This window comes from Micromonospora fiedleri, from assembly GCF_016774385.1.
GTDB classification, from domain to species: Bacteria; Actinomycetota; Actinomycetes; order Mycobacteriales; family Micromonosporaceae; genus Micromonospora; species Micromonospora gifhornensis.
The window spans coordinates 23,168-38,917 of sequence record NZ_JAETXL010000018.1; the positions used below are offsets into that span (position 1 = coordinate 23,168).

Genomic DNA, 15,750 nt, shown 5'->3' on the forward strand with positions numbered 1-15,750 from the left:
AAGGGCCGCTGCGTCAACGAGGCGGCGAACCGGCACGGGAACGGTATCGGGATCGGCGCTCACACCCTCAACCTCGCAAAACGTGCCATCGGTGACAACCGATTTCGCGTTCCTCACGCGCATGGGGACGAGAAGACCCGGAAGACCGAGGGCTCCACCGGATTCGGCGTGGCTTCAGCAACGGGAGGCCTACGGCTTCTCGATCACCGCCCCGGCGATCATCGCCACTGACCTTGTACGACAGGCGTACCCATGTACCCATCGCGGCGTCGTCAGCGCGGGGGCGGACATGGGCCGTCCAGACGGACTGTGCTGGCAAGAGCCAACTCATCGTCGGCTACGTCATCGAACACGGCGCGGCACAGCGTATCGGCGGAGTCAGGCGTGGTGAGCCGGATGCCATGGGTCAGTGGAGGCACATCCAACGCCGCCAGGCGCGGCTCGGGGCGGCCGAGGTCCCACGGCGGGGTCAGCGGCGCCGGCCTGCGCCACTGGTCGGGTAACTCGCCGTCGCAGCGGCCGCCGATGCTGGCGGACGCCATCAGGTGGCGCAGCCGGTTGATCGTGCCGCTCTGGGGCGGGTCCAGGGTGATGCACGCCGCGTGGGGCTTACCGCCGCCCCAGCTCGGCCGGCGCTTCAGCAGCGCCGACCGGGCCGCCGCCACCACCAGCAGCGGCAACGGCGCGTTCAGATCGGCCAGTTCCTCGACAGCGTCGAGCAGGTCGTCGCCGGCCAGGTGCAGATCCCGCAGGAGCACCACCAGCGGCTGGGCTCGCGCCGCCTGTTCCAGCAGCAGCTGCCACGCCGCGAGGGTGCCCGGCTGCGCCGAATGTTCCGGGCGCAGCAGCGGCAGCAACGCCGACACCACGGACTCTGCCGGACCGCCTGCGCCCAGAGTCGTCCGCAACCGGCCGCGTACCACCTCCGGTGTGTCTTCCGGTGCGACTGCGCACAACTCGGTCACCAGTTCGGCCGCCGCGCTCAGCGGATCATCGGGGACGGTGCGGCCGTCCAGGACCCGGGGTCCGTTCACCAGCCCGGTCAGCCGGTCGAGCAGGTCGTCGGAGTCGCCGAGGACGGTCACCAGGTGTGGGCTGTTGCGCCGCAACGCCCGCTCCAGCAGGCCGTGTATCAGGGCCAGATCACTGTCACGCTCGGGGTCGTGGCCACCGACGCCGCGAATCTCCCATGCCCCTTCTGCGGCCGGCAGGGCGTCGAAACCGTCTCCGATCAGCTCGCGGGTGCGCGGGCAGACCCACACCGTTCCCTCCGGTACGGCCGACAGCATCTGGTGGCACCGGTCGACCAGGGCGCCGCTGACAGTCAGTCGGGAGTTCGGCTCGGTCAGCACCAGCGTCTCACCGGTCGCCACCGCGACCTGCATGACGAGGCCGCGTCCCATTCCGTCGGCAAAGCAGTCGCGCAGGGTCAGTGCCGCACGCACCGCGCGTTCCTCGTCGCCGCCGCGTGTGGGTGGCCTGCCGAACACCGCGAGTGTCGCCGACCCGATGGACGTGGCCACCGTGCCGCCCAGTTCCTCGATGCCCGAGCGCACCATGCGGGTCGCCGCCGCCAGTTCGTAGTCGACGCGGACCGGATCGGTGGCATCTGCGCAGGTGCGCACTCGCACCATGGCCAACGTCAGGTGTGCCCGTCGCGGGTCGGAGGGTCCCCGGGGTGCCGGGATCGGCGGCATCGGGCGTGGCGGCCGCACCACGGCGACGTCACGGGCGGGCGCCGGGACGGTGGCCGGGTCGAGGGTGAGCGAGGGGTCGTGGGTGAGGATGGCGTGTTGCAGCTTCTGCAGCGCCGGGCCCGGCTCCAGCCCGAGGTCCTCGACCAGGGACGTGCGGAGGCCACTGTAGACGGCGAGGGCGTCGGCGTGGCGCCCGCAGCGGTAGAGGGCCAGCATCAGTTGACCGCAGGCCCGCTCCCGCAACGGATGCGCCTCGACCATGGCCTTCAACTCACCGAGCACCGACTGGTGCCGTCCGCACGCCAGTTCCGCGTCGAACCAGTCCTGCTGGGTGTCCAGGCGGGCGTTTTCCACCGCTGCCAGTTCCGGCCACGAGATGCCGTTCTCCACCAGGTCGGACAGCGCGGTGCCGCGCCAGGTGGCGAGGGCCTCGCGGAGTATGGCCGCGGCGCGATCCGGCTGGGCCTTCTCGTCGCGGCCACGCTCGGCCAGCTGGTGGAAGCGGAACAGGTCCACGTAGGCCGGATCGACCTGCAGTATGTAGCCCGGCGCCTGGGTGGACAGGCGCAGCATGTCCGTTCCCTTGGTCACCGACAACGCGGCCCGCAGGCTCCACACTGCGTTCTGCAGGACCTTGCGCGCCGACGCAGGCGGGTCCTTGTCCGGCCAGAGCGCACTGAGCAACTGGCTGGTCGGCACCACCTGGTTGGCCTTGAGCAGCAGAAAACCGAGAGTGGCGCGTTGCTTGATTCCGCCGAGCCGAATCGGACGGCTGTCTATCAGTACTTCCAGCGGGCCCAGAACTCTGAACATCATCTCCCCCTTATTCGGATGGGGACGGAGCCTGTCCGGCCCCGTCCCCACCACGTCCGGCAGAATGAGCGACGGTGCTCTCCGGCTGTGTCTGTTTTTGTTATCTGGTGCGACGACCCGCCGTAGATGTCAGTTGCGGCTGGTCGCTGCCTCCTCCATCACCGACTGGTTCGGCCCAGCCTCAGGACCCCGTACCAGCAGAGCGGTCACGACCGCGATCCCGACGGCGGCGACCGCGCCGGCCCAGCCGACCGCGTTCAGCGCGGAGGTGAACGCCTCGCGGGCCGCCGCCACCAGGTCCGCGTTGCCGACCGCGAGCGCCCCGGCCAGGGACTCCGTCGCCTCCGCCGGCGTGCCGCCGGGCAGTTCCGACCGGTACACCGCAGCGCCGAGGCTGCCGAGTACGGCCACACCCAGGGCCAGCCCGAACTCCATGCTGGTCTCCGACATCGCGGCAGCCGATCCTGCCCGCTCGGCCGGGGCCCGGCTCACCACCAGGTCGGTGCCCAGCGCCATCATCGGTCCGATGCCGAGGTAGATCACGACCAGCCCGGCGACCACCAGTGCCATCCCGTTCGGGCCGTCCACGAAGGCCAGCAGCACGTAACCCACCGCCGAGACGACAAGTGACGCCGCCACCAGCAGCCCAGGGGCGACCTTGCGGGCCAGCACCGGCGCGGCGATCGAGGTGACGATCATCGCGACGGCCGACGGGAGGAGCCACAACCCGGCAGCCAGGGGCGACAGACCGGAGACCATCTGCAGGTACTGCGTGGCGAACAGGTAGACCACGCCGACCACGGCCAGGCCCACCAGCAGGGCGAGCAGGGCCCCGACGAACGACGGCCGGGTGAACAGCCGCAGGTCCAGCAGGGGGTCGGCCAGGGTCCGCTGCCGGCGTACGAACAGCACCCCGAACACGACGCTGGCCACCAGCGCGACCAACGCACCCACCTCGATGCCCTCGGTCGCGATCACCTTGAGGCTGTAGATCGCCGGCAGCATCGCGGCCAGCGACAGCGCCACGCTCACCAGGTCGATCCGGCCGGCCTGCGGATCCTTCGCCTCGGGCAGCAGAACCGGCGCGGCCACCAGCAGCACCACCATCACCGGCACGGCCAGCAGGAACACCGAGCCCCACCAGAACAGCTCCAGCAGCGCGCCGCCGATCAGTGGACCTGCCGCCAGACCGGCCGAGAAGCACGCCGCCCACACGCCGATCGCCATGCCCCGCTGGCCCGGGTCCCGGAACATGGTGGTGATCAGCGCCAATGTCGACGGCATCAGGGTGGCGCCGGCCACGCCGAGCAGGGCCCGCGCCGCGATCAGGACGGTGGGGTCGGTGGCGTACGCCGCCAGCACCGACGCCGCCCCGAACGCGAGCGCACCGATCATGAGCAACCGTCGGCGGCCGATGCGGTCGCCGAGGGTGCCCATGGTGATGAGGAAGCCTCCGATCATGAATCCGTAGATGTCGACGATCCACAGCGTCTGCGTCGCGGTCGGCCACAGATCCGTCGTCAGGTGCGGCAACGCGAGGTAGAGCACTGTCGCGTCTACCGACAACAGCAACGTGGGTAGGGCGAGCACTGCCAGGCCGAGCCACTCGCGCACTCCGGCTCGTGGTTGCGTCCTCACCGACACGTCTGGTACCTCCGCTCGTGATGGCGGGTCTGTGTCCGCCGTTCAGGCACTGCTTGTCGGGACTGGGCTACTGGGCTGCGGGTGCGCGCAGCACCTCGAACACGGCGCCGAAGCCGTCGCCCGCGTGCCCGCGTCGGATGGCCTGTTCGGCCCGGGCGTGCAGGAACTCCGGCAGGGTCGGGTCCACGCCCTGCGTACGGCTGGCCTCGACCAGGTGTTCGATGGCCACCGTCTGCATGCCGAGAGTGGAGTCGTTGTCCGGGTAGGCGCCGGTGTCGACCTGGGTTGCCAGGTTCGGCACCTCCGGTGAGATGACGTACTCGAACCAGGCCTGCGCGTAGGGCAGGAAGGCCGCTGCGGGCACCTTCTCCGAGGCGAGCAGTGCCGCCGAGTGCATGAAGCCGGCCCAGGTGGTCCACATCAGGCCGAGCAGGGCCACGTCGTACAGCGACGGCAGCCCCGGCTCCTCCCCGAGGTAGGTGCCCGCGCCGGCGATGGACCGCAGGGTGTCGGCGTGCGCGTCGTACACCTCCTGCGGGCCGCCGTAGAAGATCAGCGTCTCCTCCGAGCCGATCATCGACGGCGTCGCCATGATCGCGCCGTCGATGTACTCCATGCCCTGCTCCTGGGCCCAGGCCGCAGTGGCGCGGGCGTCGCCCGGCGTGCCGGAGGTGAGGTTCACGATCACCCGGTCGGCGGGCGAGTGGCCGGTGGAGTCGATGATCTCGCGCATCGCCCGGTAGTCGAGGACGCAGATCACGATCAGGTTGCCGGCCGACATCGCGTCGGCGACCGTCGCGGCCCGCACCGCTCCCTGGCCGACGAGGTCGTCGGCCTTGTCGGGTGACCTGTTCCAGACCGTCGTCGGATGTCCGGCGGCGAGGAAGGCCCGGGCCAGGGCCGAACCCATCGCGCCGAGGCCGATGACGGTGACTGGTGCGCGGCTGTCCGCAGCCATGTTGAATCCCCTTTTGTTGAACGGGCGTTCCTCGGGCGGGCACGATCGGCCACCCTGCTCTGCGCACAATCTGCCGGTTGGCTCTCCAAGAACTCTCTCGGTCCGCTCTTACGCCGCGGGCCAACCTCTCTGCGTAGCAACTCCCATGACTGAGCGTGTGCTTGAGACCCCGTATCGTATGTGTCTATGCGTTTCGGCATTCTGGGGAACCTGGCCGTGTGGCCCGCGGACGACCGCCCGGCACACCTGCCCGGCCACAAGGTCCGGACGCTGCTTGCGGTGCTGTTGGTGCACGAGGGGCGGCCGGTGTCGGCGGACGCGTTGGCCGACGTGCTGTGGGGCGACGAGCCACCCGGCAACCTGATCGGAGCTCTGCACACGACCGTGTGGCAGCTGCGCCGTGCGCTGGAGAAGGCCGAGTCCGGTGCGGGCACCCGGGTGGTGGTGTCCCGCCCCCCGGGCTACCTGCTCGACGTGTCCGACCACGATGTGGATGCCCGCCGGTTCGAGTACCGGCTGCACCGGGCCCGTGCCGCCACCGACACCCGCGACCGGGTGTCGATCCTGGGTGACGCGCTCGCCGAGTGGCGTGGACCGGCGCTGGCCGACTTCACCGATGCCGAGTTCGCCCGCCCGGCCATCGCCCGTCTGGAGGAGCAGCGGCTGACTGCCCTGGAGGACCGGGCGCACGCGATGCTGGAGTTGGGCGAGCACCGTCTCCTGGTCAGCGAACTGGCCGACCTGGTGGTACGTCACCCGCTGCGGGAGCGGCTGCGCGCCGCGCACATGCGGGCGCTGTACGGCAGCGGCCGGCAGAGCGAGGCGCTGGCCGGGTTCGACGAGCTGCGCGAGCTGTTGGCCGAGGAGCTCGGGGTGGAGCCGGGCGCCGAACTGCTCACGCTGCGGCAGTCGATTCTGGAACGCGATCCGGTGCTGGCGCCGTCGCCCACCCCGATCACCACCACCGCGCGTCCGGTGACCAACCTGCCCGCGCCGGTCAGCGGCCTGATCGGTCGGGACGCCGCGGTGGTGCAGGTGCGGGCCCTGCTGGAGGCCAGCCGTCTGGTGACGCTGCACGGCATCGGCGGCGTCGGCAAGACCAGTCTCGCGCTGGCCGCCGCCCGGCAGATCGCCGGTCAGTACCCGGACGGGGTGTGGCTGGTGGAACTGTCCATCGTCGCCGCCGGCCCGGACGAGCCGGACCCGTTCTCCGCAGTCGCCGACCAGGTCGCCATCGCGTTGGGGGTGCGTACGACCGCCCGTGAGGACTGGCTGACCAGTGCCGTACGGGCCAAGCAGATGTTGCTGGTGTTGGACAACTGCGAACATGTGGTGGCTGCCGCAGCCCAGCTGGTGGGGCTGGTGCTGCAGGCCGCCCCGGGGGTACGGGTGCTGGCCACCAGCCAGGAACCGCTGGGCATCGCGGGGGAGCGGTTGTGGACGGTGCCGCCGCTGGCGCTGCCCACCTCGTTGGCGCAGGCCGCCACCTCCAGCGCGGTGCAGTTGTTCGTGGCCCGGGCCACCGACGCGTCGGCCGGGTTCGTGCTGGACGAGAACACCGTCGAGGCGGTGGATGCGATCTGCCGTCGCCTCGACGGCCTGCCACTGGCCCTGGAACTGGCCGCGACCCGGGTGCGGGCCCTCGGGGTGCACGAACTGGCGGCCCGGCTGGAGGACCGGTTTGCCCTGTTGACCCAGGGTATGCGGGGTGCGCCGGCCCGGCATCGGACCCTGCGCGCCGCGCTCGACTGGACCTGGGAGCTGTTGACCGAGCCGGAACGGGTGGTGCTGCGCCGCCTCGCCGTGTTCAGTGGCGGCTGCCCGCTGCAGATGGCCGAGGACGTCTGCGCCGGCGGTGTGGTCGGCCGCGCCGATGTGCTGGACCTGGTCGCCCGACTGGTGGACCGTTCGCTGGTCACCGTGACCGACGTCGCCGGAGTGCGCCGCTACGGCCTGCTGGAGTCCGTCGCCGCCTACAGCGCCGAGCGGTTGCGTGAGGCCGGCGAGGAGGCCGACGTCCGGTTGCGGCATGCCCGCTACCACGCGGACCTGGCCGAACGGGTGCTGCCGCACCTGCGCGGCCCGAGCCAGCGCCGGTGGCTGGAACGGATGGACGCCGAACGGGCCAACTTCCGGGCAGCACTCGACGCCGGGGCCCGGCTCGGTGCGAACGGTCTGGCCCTGCGCATGGTCAACGCGCTGGCCTGGTACTGGTTCCTGCGGGGCCGGCTGGCCGAGGCCAAGCGGGCGTTCACCGTCGCCCTCGACGGCTCACCGACCGACGGCGGCTCCCCGCGCGCCACCGCCCTGGCCTGGCAGGCGGGTTTCGGGCTGCGGGCCGGTGATGCCAGTTACGACCTGGACCGGTTCGACGAGCTGGAGAACGAGGTGGCCGATCCCGTGGACCGGGCCATCGTCCGGTGGTTCCTGGGGTTCACCCGGATCGGATTCGGTGGCCAGGACAGCGCCGAGAAGTACCTGGACCGGGCGCTGGGCGAGTTCCGCAACCTCGACTACGCCTGGGGGACCGCGGCGGCGTTGGCGGCGCTGGCCACCCGCAGCATCCTGCGCGGGGATCTCGACGCCACCCGTCAGTACGGCGAGGAGAGTGCGGCCCTGTTCCGCGATCTGGGTGACGGCTGGGGCCGGTTGCAGGCCACCGATGCCCTGGCGTCGCTGTCCGAAGTGCTCGGCCGCTACGACGAGGCGGCCCGCCTGCATCGCGATGGGCTGCGGGTGGCCGAAGCCCTGGGGCTGTGGAACGAGGCGTCCACCAAGATGTCCGGGCTGGGCCGTATCGCGCTGCTCGGTGGCGACTACCCGCAGGCGCGTGAGCTGCACGAGCGGGCGTTGCGGCTGGCCGCCGAGCAGAGCTACACCTTCGGGCAGCAGTTCGCCGAGGTGGGCCTCGGCCTGGTCGCCCGCCGCGAGGGCCGCCTCGACGCGGCCGAGATGCACCTGCGGCGCTGGCTCGACTGGTGCCGGCAACTCGACGGCGAGTACGGCGTCGCGCTGATCCTGGCCGAACTCGGCTTCGTCGCCGAGCAGCGCGGAGACGCCGAGACCGCGCTGCGCCTGCACCGTGAGGGCAGTGTGGCGGCGTGGGGGACCGGTGACCCGCGGACCATCGCGCTGTCCCTCGAAGGTGTCGCAGGCACCTACTCGCTGCTCGGCGACCACGAACGCGCGGCGCTGCTGTCCGGCGCCGCCCAGGCGGTCCGGGCGGGCGCGGGCGCGCCGTTGCCTCCGGCCGAGCGGGGCGACGTGGACCGGATCACCGCCCGCGGTGTCGCCGCCGTGGGCGATGCCTTCGCCAAGCACGTCGGCGACGGGCGGCTGATGGAGCTGAGCGAGGCCCGGCGGCTGGTCTTCGACGACTGACCCGGCCGATGCCCGCCCGGGCGGGCGCGGACATCGGTCGCAGCGTTAATCGTCCGGTAACCGGCTGCCCTTCGCGCGCCCATTCGCCGGTCGGTGAACCTGCGATGACCGGACACGACAGGAACTCACGATATACAAGACCTGTCGCTCGCTAAAACCGCGCGGGCCGCAGATCTTCGATATCCGCCGGAACCTTTCCTGATCGGAGACGGTAAAGATGACCTCTTCTCCTGGCGCGCCCGAATTCGCGGACTCCTATCTGGTCGAGGTGCTGACCGAGTTCGGTCTCGCGCTGAAGTACGTCCGTGCCCGCGGAAACACCCTGTACTACCTGGCCGACGATGGCACCGAGGTCGGGGTCTTCGACGCGGCCAGCGGATTCGGCTCCCTCATGTTCGGCCACAACAACCCTGAAATCGTCGAGCACGCGAAATGGCTGCTCGACCAGCAGACCCCCGTGCACGCGCAGTTCTCCGGCTATTCCTTCGCGCTCAACCTGGCCGCTGAGCTCAATGCCATCATCCGGCGCGAGTTGCAGACCGAGGACAAATTCTTCGCCCTTTTCGGTAACTCCGGTGCCGAGGCCGTCGAAATCAGCATCAAGCACGCCGAAATGGACCGCGGTGCGCGTATCGCCGAGTTGAAGGCGGAGATCGACACGCACGTGGAGCAGGCGCGTACCGCCGTCGCCGACGGCGCCCGACTCTCTGCCGACGCGGCTGCCCTGGTGGGCGGTGCCGACTTCGACCTGCTGGCTGCCGAGGTGGCCCGGCGCAACGCGCAGACCGAGGCCCGCCCGCCGCTGTTCCTCGCCCTGGAGGGCGGTTTCCACGGCAAGCTGGTCAGCAGCGTCCAGCTCACCCACAACAGCGAGTTCCGGGGCCCGTTCAAGGCGCTCGCCGCGCAGGCCCGGTTCATCCCCCGTGACCGTCCCGAGCTGATCGCCAAGGTCGTCGAGGACGAGCGGGCCACCCTGCTCGACGTCACGGTGCAGGACGGCGTGGTCGACCTGGTCGAGCGCGACTTCCCGGTGTTCGCGGCCTTCCTGATCGAGCCGATCATGGGTGAGGCGGGCATCTTCCCGCTGTCCGCGCAGCTGGCCGGCGCGCTGCGCGAGGCGTGCGACACGATCGGCGTACCGCTGATCTCCGACGAGATCCAGTCCGGGATGGGCCGCTCCGGCACCTTCCTCGCCGGCACCCAGATCGGCCTGAAGCCCGACTACATCATCCTGGCCAAGGCCCTCGGCGGTGGGGTGGCCAAGCTCGGCGTCGTCCTGGTCAACGAACACCGCTACCGCAAGGACATCGAGCTGATCCACACCTCCACGTACGGCCGGGACGGCTTCTCCAGCCGACTCGCGCTGAAGGTGCTGCAGATGCTGGAGGCCGACGACGGCAAGGCGTACCAGCTGGCCGCCGAACGGGGCGACAAGGCCAAGGCCATGATGGAAGCGATCAAGGCCGACTACCCCGATGTCGTCAGGGAGGTGCGCGGCACCGGCCTGATGCTCGGCTTCGAGCTGCACGACCAGTCCAACTCGTCGTCACCGGAGATCCGCGAGGCGGTCGAGCACGAGGCTCTCGCCTTCATCATCGGCGGCCACCTGCTGCGCAAGCACCAGATCCGGATCTTCTCCACGGCCAGCAACCTGGAGACGATGCGCTTCGAGCCGTCGATCTACCTGTCCGACGAGGAGATCGCGCGGGTGGACGCCGGCTTCCGCGACATCTGCCAGATCCTGCGCGACCAGGACGCGAGCCGGTTCGAATGACCAGCCGGCTGAGCATCCCGGTCATCGACACGGCCGGACGTGACATCCACGGCGAGGGCGAGCGCCTGCGTGCGCTCGGCCGGGCCGTCCAGGTGCTGCTGCCCGGCGACGTGACGGCGTGGTGGGTCACCGACCATGCGCTGATCAAGCAGCTGCTCACCGACGACCGGGTCTCCCGGGACACCTACCAGCACTGGCCGGCCTGGGGTGGCGGCGAGAGCGAGCTGGCCCGTACCTGGTCGTTGGCGATGTGGGTGGCGGACCGCAACATGATCACCGCCTACGGCGCCGACCACAAACGCCTGCGCAAGCTGGTGGCCCGGGCGTTCACCGCGCGCCGTACCGAGGCGATGCGTCCGCGCATCGAGGCGGTCACCGCCGACCTGCTGGCCGACCTCGGCCGCACGGCCGGCGGCCAGGTGGTCGACCTGCGGGAACGGTTCGCCTACCCGCTGCCGGTAGAGGTGATCTCCGCGCTGCTGGGCATCCCCGACGAGATCCGCGGTCCGCTGCTGCGCACCGTGCACGAGATCATGGACACCGCCGCCACGCCCGAGCAGGCCAAGGCCAACGAGGTCGAGCTCTACCGGCTGTTGCACGAGCTGGTCGAGATCAAACGCCGCCAACCCGGCGACGACGTCACCACCGGTCTGATCCAGGCGCACGACGAGGACGGCGGTGGGCTCAGCGAACGCGAGCTGGTGGACACCGTGCTGCTGATGTTCACCGCCGGCCACGAGACGACGGTGAACCTGCTCGACCAGTCCATCGTCCTGCTGCTCAGCCATCCCGAGCAACTCGACGCCCTGCGTCGCGGCGACCTGGACTGGGCGGACGTGATCGAGGAGTCGCTGCGCCTGGAGACCCCGTTTCCCAACCTGCCGTTGCGGTACGCGGTCACCGATATCGACCTCGGTGACGCCGTCATCGCCCAGGGTGACCCGATCGTCATCGCCTTCGGCGCGGGCAACCGCGACCCGGGTGTGTACGGCGACACCTCGGCGCAGTTCGACCCGTTGCGGCCCACCCGCCGCGACCACCTGGCATTCGGCTACGGCGTGCATCGCTGTCTGGGCGCGCCGCTGGCCCGGCTGGAAGCGGCGATCGGCCTGTCCGCCCTGTTCGACCGGTTCCCGGACCTGCGCCTCGCGCAGCCGGTGGACCGACTGCGGCCGCTGGGCTCGTTCATCTCCAACGGTCACGAGACGTTGCCCGCACTGCTGACCCGAGAAGAAGGAGACCCCCGATGAGCGAGGTGCTGGACGCGGTCCGCAACATCGTGCCGAGGCTGCGCGAGAACGGGCTGGAATCCGAGGAACGGCGCTGGATCCTCGACGAGAACACCGAGCTGCTCGACAAGGCCGGCGTGTTCCGGCTGGCCGTGCCGAAGCGGTTCGGTGGTCTCGACGCGCCGCTGCCCGAGCAGGTCGCCGTGCTCACCGAGATCGCCCGCGGCTGCGGTTCCACCGCCTGGGCCGCCGTGGCGTGGGTGTCCACCGCCTGGATGGCCACCCTCTACCCCGACCAGACGCAGGAGGAGATCTTCGCCGGCGGCTCGGTACGCATCTCCGGCGGCTTCACCCCGACCGCGAAGGCCGTCCCGACCGACGGCGGGTACCTGCTCAACGGCTCGTGGCGGTTCAACTCCGGCTGTCGGGGCGCCCACTGGGACCTGCTCGCCGCGATCCTCGAAGAGCCGGACGGCACCGAGACCGAGGTGTTCGCGATGGTGCCGATGTCCGACCTGAGCATCGCCGACGACTGGCACGTCTCCGCGGCCGCCGCCACCGGGTCGTCGACCACCACCGCCCGGGATCTGTTCGTACCCGCGCACCGCGTCGTGACCGGTGAGGTGGCGCTGACCACCGGCGCCCCCGGCCGTACGCCCACCGCGCCGGGCCGCTCCTACAGCCTGATCAGCTACGTGGTGGCCGAGTCGGCGGCCGCCTACATCGGCATGGCCAAGGCGGCGCTGGAACTGTTCCTGGAACGGCTGCCCGGACGCGGCCTGGCCTACACGTCCTGGACCGACCAGCGGCAGCACCCCCTGATCCAGCACCGGGTCGCCCTGGCCGCCAACAAGATCACCGCCGCCGAGACGCTGTCCGCGTCCTACGTGGACATGCTGCAACGCCGCGCCGACGCCGGTGAGGAGCCCACCTGGGCGGAGAAGGCCGCCGTCCGCGGCCAGGCCGGCACGGCGATCCAGCTGGTCAAGGAGGCCGTGCAGGACCTGCACACCATCGCCGGGGCCTCCGCGCTGAGCAAGTTCGCGCCGTTCCAGCGCTTCCACCGCGACCTGCTCGGCCTCACCACACACGGCCTCATGTCCCCGGACATGAGTCTGGAGGTGCACGGACGGGTCCTCGTCGGACTCGACCCGGACACACCCTTCCTGTAAATCCATCCCGACAAATCCCACAGGGGACGACACGAATGAGCAACACCACATTGTCCGGACTGCCGCTCACCCGGCGCGGCGTCCTGACCGCGGTCACGGCGGCGGCCGCCGCGCACACCATCCTGCGTCCATCGCAGGCCTCGGCGACCCGGAGACGCCACGCGTACGACGTCATCGTGGTCGGCGCCGGCTTCGCCGGCATCACCGCGGCACGGGACCTGCGGCGCAAGGGACTGCGCGTGCTGATCCTGGAAGCGCGCAACCGGATCGGCGGGCGCACCTGGACCAGCACGTTCCAGGGCGAGCAGGTCGAGATGGGTGGCGTCTGGGTCGACCCGATGCAGACCCACGTGTGGCAGGAGATCGAGGACCAGGGCATCGGCCTCGTCGCCGACCCGGCGGCCGACCGGACGCTGTTCCCGACCGCCACCGGCTTCGGCTACTTCAGCCCGGAGGAGGCGTTCGGCCGGCAGGGCGAGCTGCTCACCCAGTTCTGCGAACAGGCACCGCAGGTGTTCTCCGACCCGACGGACCCGATGGCCCAGGCCGACCTGCTGCGCCTCGTCGACTCGTACAGCATCCGCGACCGACTCAACGCCATGGGCCTGAGCACCCTGGACGAGAAGTGGCTCTCCGGGGCCACCGGCGGGCTCGGCGGGGGATCCGACCGCGGTGCGTACACGCAGTTCCTGCACTGGTGGGCGCTGTGCAACTACAACGCCGAGCAGTACTACGGCATCAACACCTACCGGCCGGCCGGTGGCATGACCGGACTCGCACAGGCCATCCTGACCGAGGCGGCCGCCGACCTGCGGCTCAACTCGCCGGTGCGGTCCATCACCGACAACGGCCGCGAGGTGACCGTCCGCACCAGGGCCGGCATGTCGTACACCGCCTCCTCGGTCGTGGTCGCGGTCCCGGTGAACGTCTGGAAGACCATCGATTTCGCACCGGGCCTCAGCCTGCAACGGCGGCGCGCATCCAGCGAGACCTTCGGCGTACCCGGCGCGCAGAAGCTGTGGCTGCGGCTGCGTACCTCGCTCGGCAACACCTACGTGCACACCCCCGACGGTTACCCGGTGGACACCCTGGTGCCGATCAAGCAGTTCGCGGACAGCCAGCTGATGGTCGGGTTCAGCAACGACCCTCGGCTCAACGTCAACAACGTGGCACAGGTCGAACGGGCCGTGCGGCTGATCGTGCCGGACGCGAGGGTGCTGGCCGTCAAGGGCCAGAACTGGGGCGCCGACCCGTACGCGCGCGGCGGCTGGTCCTTCCGCCGGCCCGGCCAGCTGACCGGGCTGCTCGACGCGATCCAACGCCCGCAGGGCCGGATCTCGTTCGCCACCAGTGACATCGCCAGCGGGTGGAGCGGCTACGTGGAAGGGGCGATCGAGTCCGGACTGCGCGCGGCCGAACAGGTGACGCACTACGCGTTCAGGTGACCGGATCCCGGCCGGTCCCGCCCGTGCCGACCGCATCGCGAGGAGGAACAGTGGAATTCGACTACGTGGTGGTGGGGGCGGGATCGGCCGGGTGCGCGGTGGCGTCCCGGCTGTCCGAGGATCCGACCGTCACCGTGGCGCTGCTGGAAGCCGGCGGCCCCGACGACCATCCGGACATCCGGATCCCGCTGGGTGCCCTGGAGCTGATCGGGTCCGAGATCGACTGGGACTTCGCCACCCTGCCGCAGCCGCAGCTGGGCGGCCGGGAGGTGCGCTGGCCGCGCGGCCGGGTGCTGGGTGGCTCGTCGGCGACCAACTTCCAGATGTGGGTGCCCGGTCACGCCGAGGACTTCACGTCGTGGCCGCCGTCCTGGTCGTGGGAGCGGGTCCGGCCCTGGTTCCGCCGGGCCGAGCACTGGGCGGGCCCGGCCGAGGACAGGGGAGCGCTCGGCACCGGTGGCCCGTTGTGGATCTCACCCCAGCGAGACCCGGACGTCAGCAGCCTGCGTTTCCTGCAGGCGTGCGCGGAGGCCGGGCTCGCGCCGGTCGGCGGCAGGCTCGCCGGCCCGGACAACAGTGGGTACGCGCTGACCCCGGTCACCCAGCGCGACGGCGCCCGGTGGAGCAGCGCGGACGGTTACCTCCGGCCGGCCCTGCACCGTCCGAATCTGACCGTGCTCACCGGGGCCCAGGCGCACCGGGTGCTGATCGACGACGGTCACCGCGTCACCGGCGTGCGACTGGCCGATCGAACCGTCACCGCCCGCCGCGAGGTCGTGCTCAGCGCCGGGACGGTCGGCTCGCCGCACCTGCTGCTGCTCTCCGGCATCGGTGACCCGGACGACCTGCGGGCGGTCGGGGTGCGCCCACGGGTGGAGCTGCCCGCCGTCGGACGCGGCCTGCACGACCACATGATCCTCGATCTGGCGGTCCGGGCCGATGACGCGACCCGCTTCCTTCAGGACGGTCGGGAACGCTACCAACGCGATCGCATGGGCCCGCTGACCTCCAACATCGGCGAGGCGGTGGCGTTGCTGCGGGCCGACGGCGCGGCGGGCGCACCGGACGTGGAGCTGATCTGGTCGCCGATGGCGTTCGACGACGCCGGCACCCCGATCCCCGGCTACACCCTCGGCGTCGTGCTGCTGCGTCCCCGCAGCCGGGGCCGGCTCACCCTGGGCAGCGCAGACCCGCACACCCCGCCGCGCATCGACCCGGGTTACCTCACCGACGACGCCGACCTGCAGACCTTCGTGGCGGGCGTCCGGTTCGCCGAACGGATCCTCGACTCCGCGGCCCTGCGCACCCTGCACCAGGGGCCGGTGGTGCCGTGGCCGGCCGACGGCACGGTGGCCGAGTACGTCCGGCAGCGGGCGCAGACGGTGTTCCACCCGGTCGGCAGTTGCCGGTTCGGTGACGTGGTCGACGCCGATCTGCGGGTGCGCGGCGTGACCGGGCTGCGGGTGGCCGACGCGTCGGTGATCCCCGAGGCGCCGCGTGGTCACACCCACGCCCACGCCGTGATGATCGGTGAGCGCGCCGCCGACCTGATCCGCGCGCCCGGGGTGTCGGACCCGGCAGTGGGGGAGGGCGTCGACGAGCGTCCCGTGGCTGCTCGGTAACCCGCGTGGAACGCT

Annotated in this window: 9 protein-coding genes; 6 read left to right on the forward strand and 3 right to left on the reverse strand. The window is 71.0% G+C overall.

Annotated features, from left to right (window positions below; translation table 11 throughout):
* Window positions 1-272 precede the first annotated feature (272 nt).
* The 3 genes from JMF97_RS29530 to JMF97_RS29540 form a co-directional block, all read right to left on the reverse strand.
* Window positions 273-2,510: an ATP-binding protein gene (locus JMF97_RS29530; RefSeq protein WP_203224519.1), complete on the reverse strand. Its 2,238-nt coding sequence runs from the start codon at window positions 2,508-2,510 to the stop codon at window positions 273-275.
* A 129-nt stretch (window positions 2,511-2,639) separates the two neighbouring features.
* Window positions 2,640-4,154 (reverse strand): MFS transporter, encoded by a 1,515-nt coding sequence (locus JMF97_RS29535; RefSeq protein WP_307817138.1) that lies wholly within the window; start codon window positions 4,152-4,154, stop codon window positions 2,640-2,642.
* Between the two features lie 67 nt (window positions 4,155-4,221).
* Entirely contained in the window at window positions 4,222-5,112 is an 891-nt protein-coding gene (locus JMF97_RS29540; protein ID WP_013733165.1) for an NAD(P)-dependent oxidoreductase, read from the reverse strand.
* Window positions 5,113-5,298: 186 nt separating this feature from the next.
* Between JMF97_RS29540 and JMF97_RS29545 the strand changes: the two genes are divergently transcribed.
* The 6 genes from JMF97_RS29545 (at window position 5,299) to JMF97_RS32130 (ending at window position 15,735) form a co-directional block, all read left to right on the forward strand.
* Window positions 5,299-8,493 carry an AfsR/SARP family transcriptional regulator gene (locus JMF97_RS29545; RefSeq protein ID WP_203224520.1) on the forward strand — a complete coding sequence of 1,065 codons (3,195 nt, stop codon included), beginning with the start codon at window positions 5,299-5,301 and terminating at the stop codon, window positions 8,491-8,493.
* A 217-nt stretch (window positions 8,494-8,710) separates the two neighbouring features.
* Complete coding sequence (locus JMF97_RS29550) at window positions 8,711-10,267, forward strand: aspartate aminotransferase family protein (RefSeq protein WP_238360401.1); 1,557 nt, start codon at window positions 8,711-8,713, stop codon at window positions 10,265-10,267.
* Window positions 10,264-11,517, forward strand: coding sequence for a cytochrome P450 family protein (locus tag JMF97_RS29555; protein ID WP_203224521.1), 1,254 nt, complete (start codon window positions 10,264-10,266; stop codon window positions 11,515-11,517). The genes JMF97_RS29550 and JMF97_RS29555 overlap by 4 nt, the downstream gene beginning before the upstream one ends.
* Window positions 11,514-12,668: an acyl-CoA dehydrogenase family protein gene (locus tag JMF97_RS29560; RefSeq protein ID WP_013733169.1), complete on the forward strand. Its 1,155-nt coding sequence runs from the start codon at window positions 11,514-11,516 to the stop codon at window positions 12,666-12,668. The genes JMF97_RS29555 and JMF97_RS29560 overlap by 4 nt, the downstream gene beginning before the upstream one ends.
* 35 nt (window positions 12,669-12,703) lie before the next feature.
* The gene (locus JMF97_RS29565) at window positions 12,704-14,113 is read left to right on the forward strand and encodes a flavin monoamine oxidase family protein (protein ID WP_203224522.1); all 1,410 of its coding nucleotides are present in this window, start codon (window positions 12,704-12,706) and stop codon (window positions 14,111-14,113) included.
* 50 nt (window positions 14,114-14,163) lie between these two features.
* Window positions 14,164-15,735, forward strand: coding sequence for a GMC family oxidoreductase (locus JMF97_RS32130; protein WP_203224523.1), 1,572 nt, complete (start codon window positions 14,164-14,166; stop codon window positions 15,733-15,735).
* Window positions 15,736-15,750 lie beyond the last annotated feature (15 nt).

Coding starts and splice junctions, on each gene's coding strand:
- JMF97_RS29560 (WP_013733169.1), top strand. CDS start 11,514: ATGAGCGAGGTGCTGGACGCGGTCCGCAACATCGTGCCGAGGCTGCGC.
- JMF97_RS29565 (WP_203224522.1), top strand. CDS start 12,704: ATGAGCAACACCACATTGTCCGGACTGCCGCTCACCCGGCGCGGCGTC.
- JMF97_RS29530 (WP_203224519.1), bottom strand. CDS start 2,510: ATGTTCAGAGTTCTGGGCCCGCTGGAAGTACTGATAGACAGCCGTCCG.
- JMF97_RS29550 (WP_238360401.1), top strand. CDS start 8,711: ATGACCTCTTCTCCTGGCGCGCCCGAATTCGCGGACTCCTATCTGGTC.
- JMF97_RS29540 (WP_013733165.1), bottom strand. CDS start 5,112: ATGGCTGCGGACAGCCGCGCACCAGTCACCGTCATCGGCCTCGGCGCG.
- JMF97_RS29555 (WP_203224521.1), top strand. CDS start 10,264: ATGACCAGCCGGCTGAGCATCCCGGTCATCGACACGGCCGGACGTGAC.
- JMF97_RS29545 (WP_203224520.1), top strand. CDS start 5,299: ATGCGTTTCGGCATTCTGGGGAACCTGGCCGTGTGGCCCGCGGACGAC.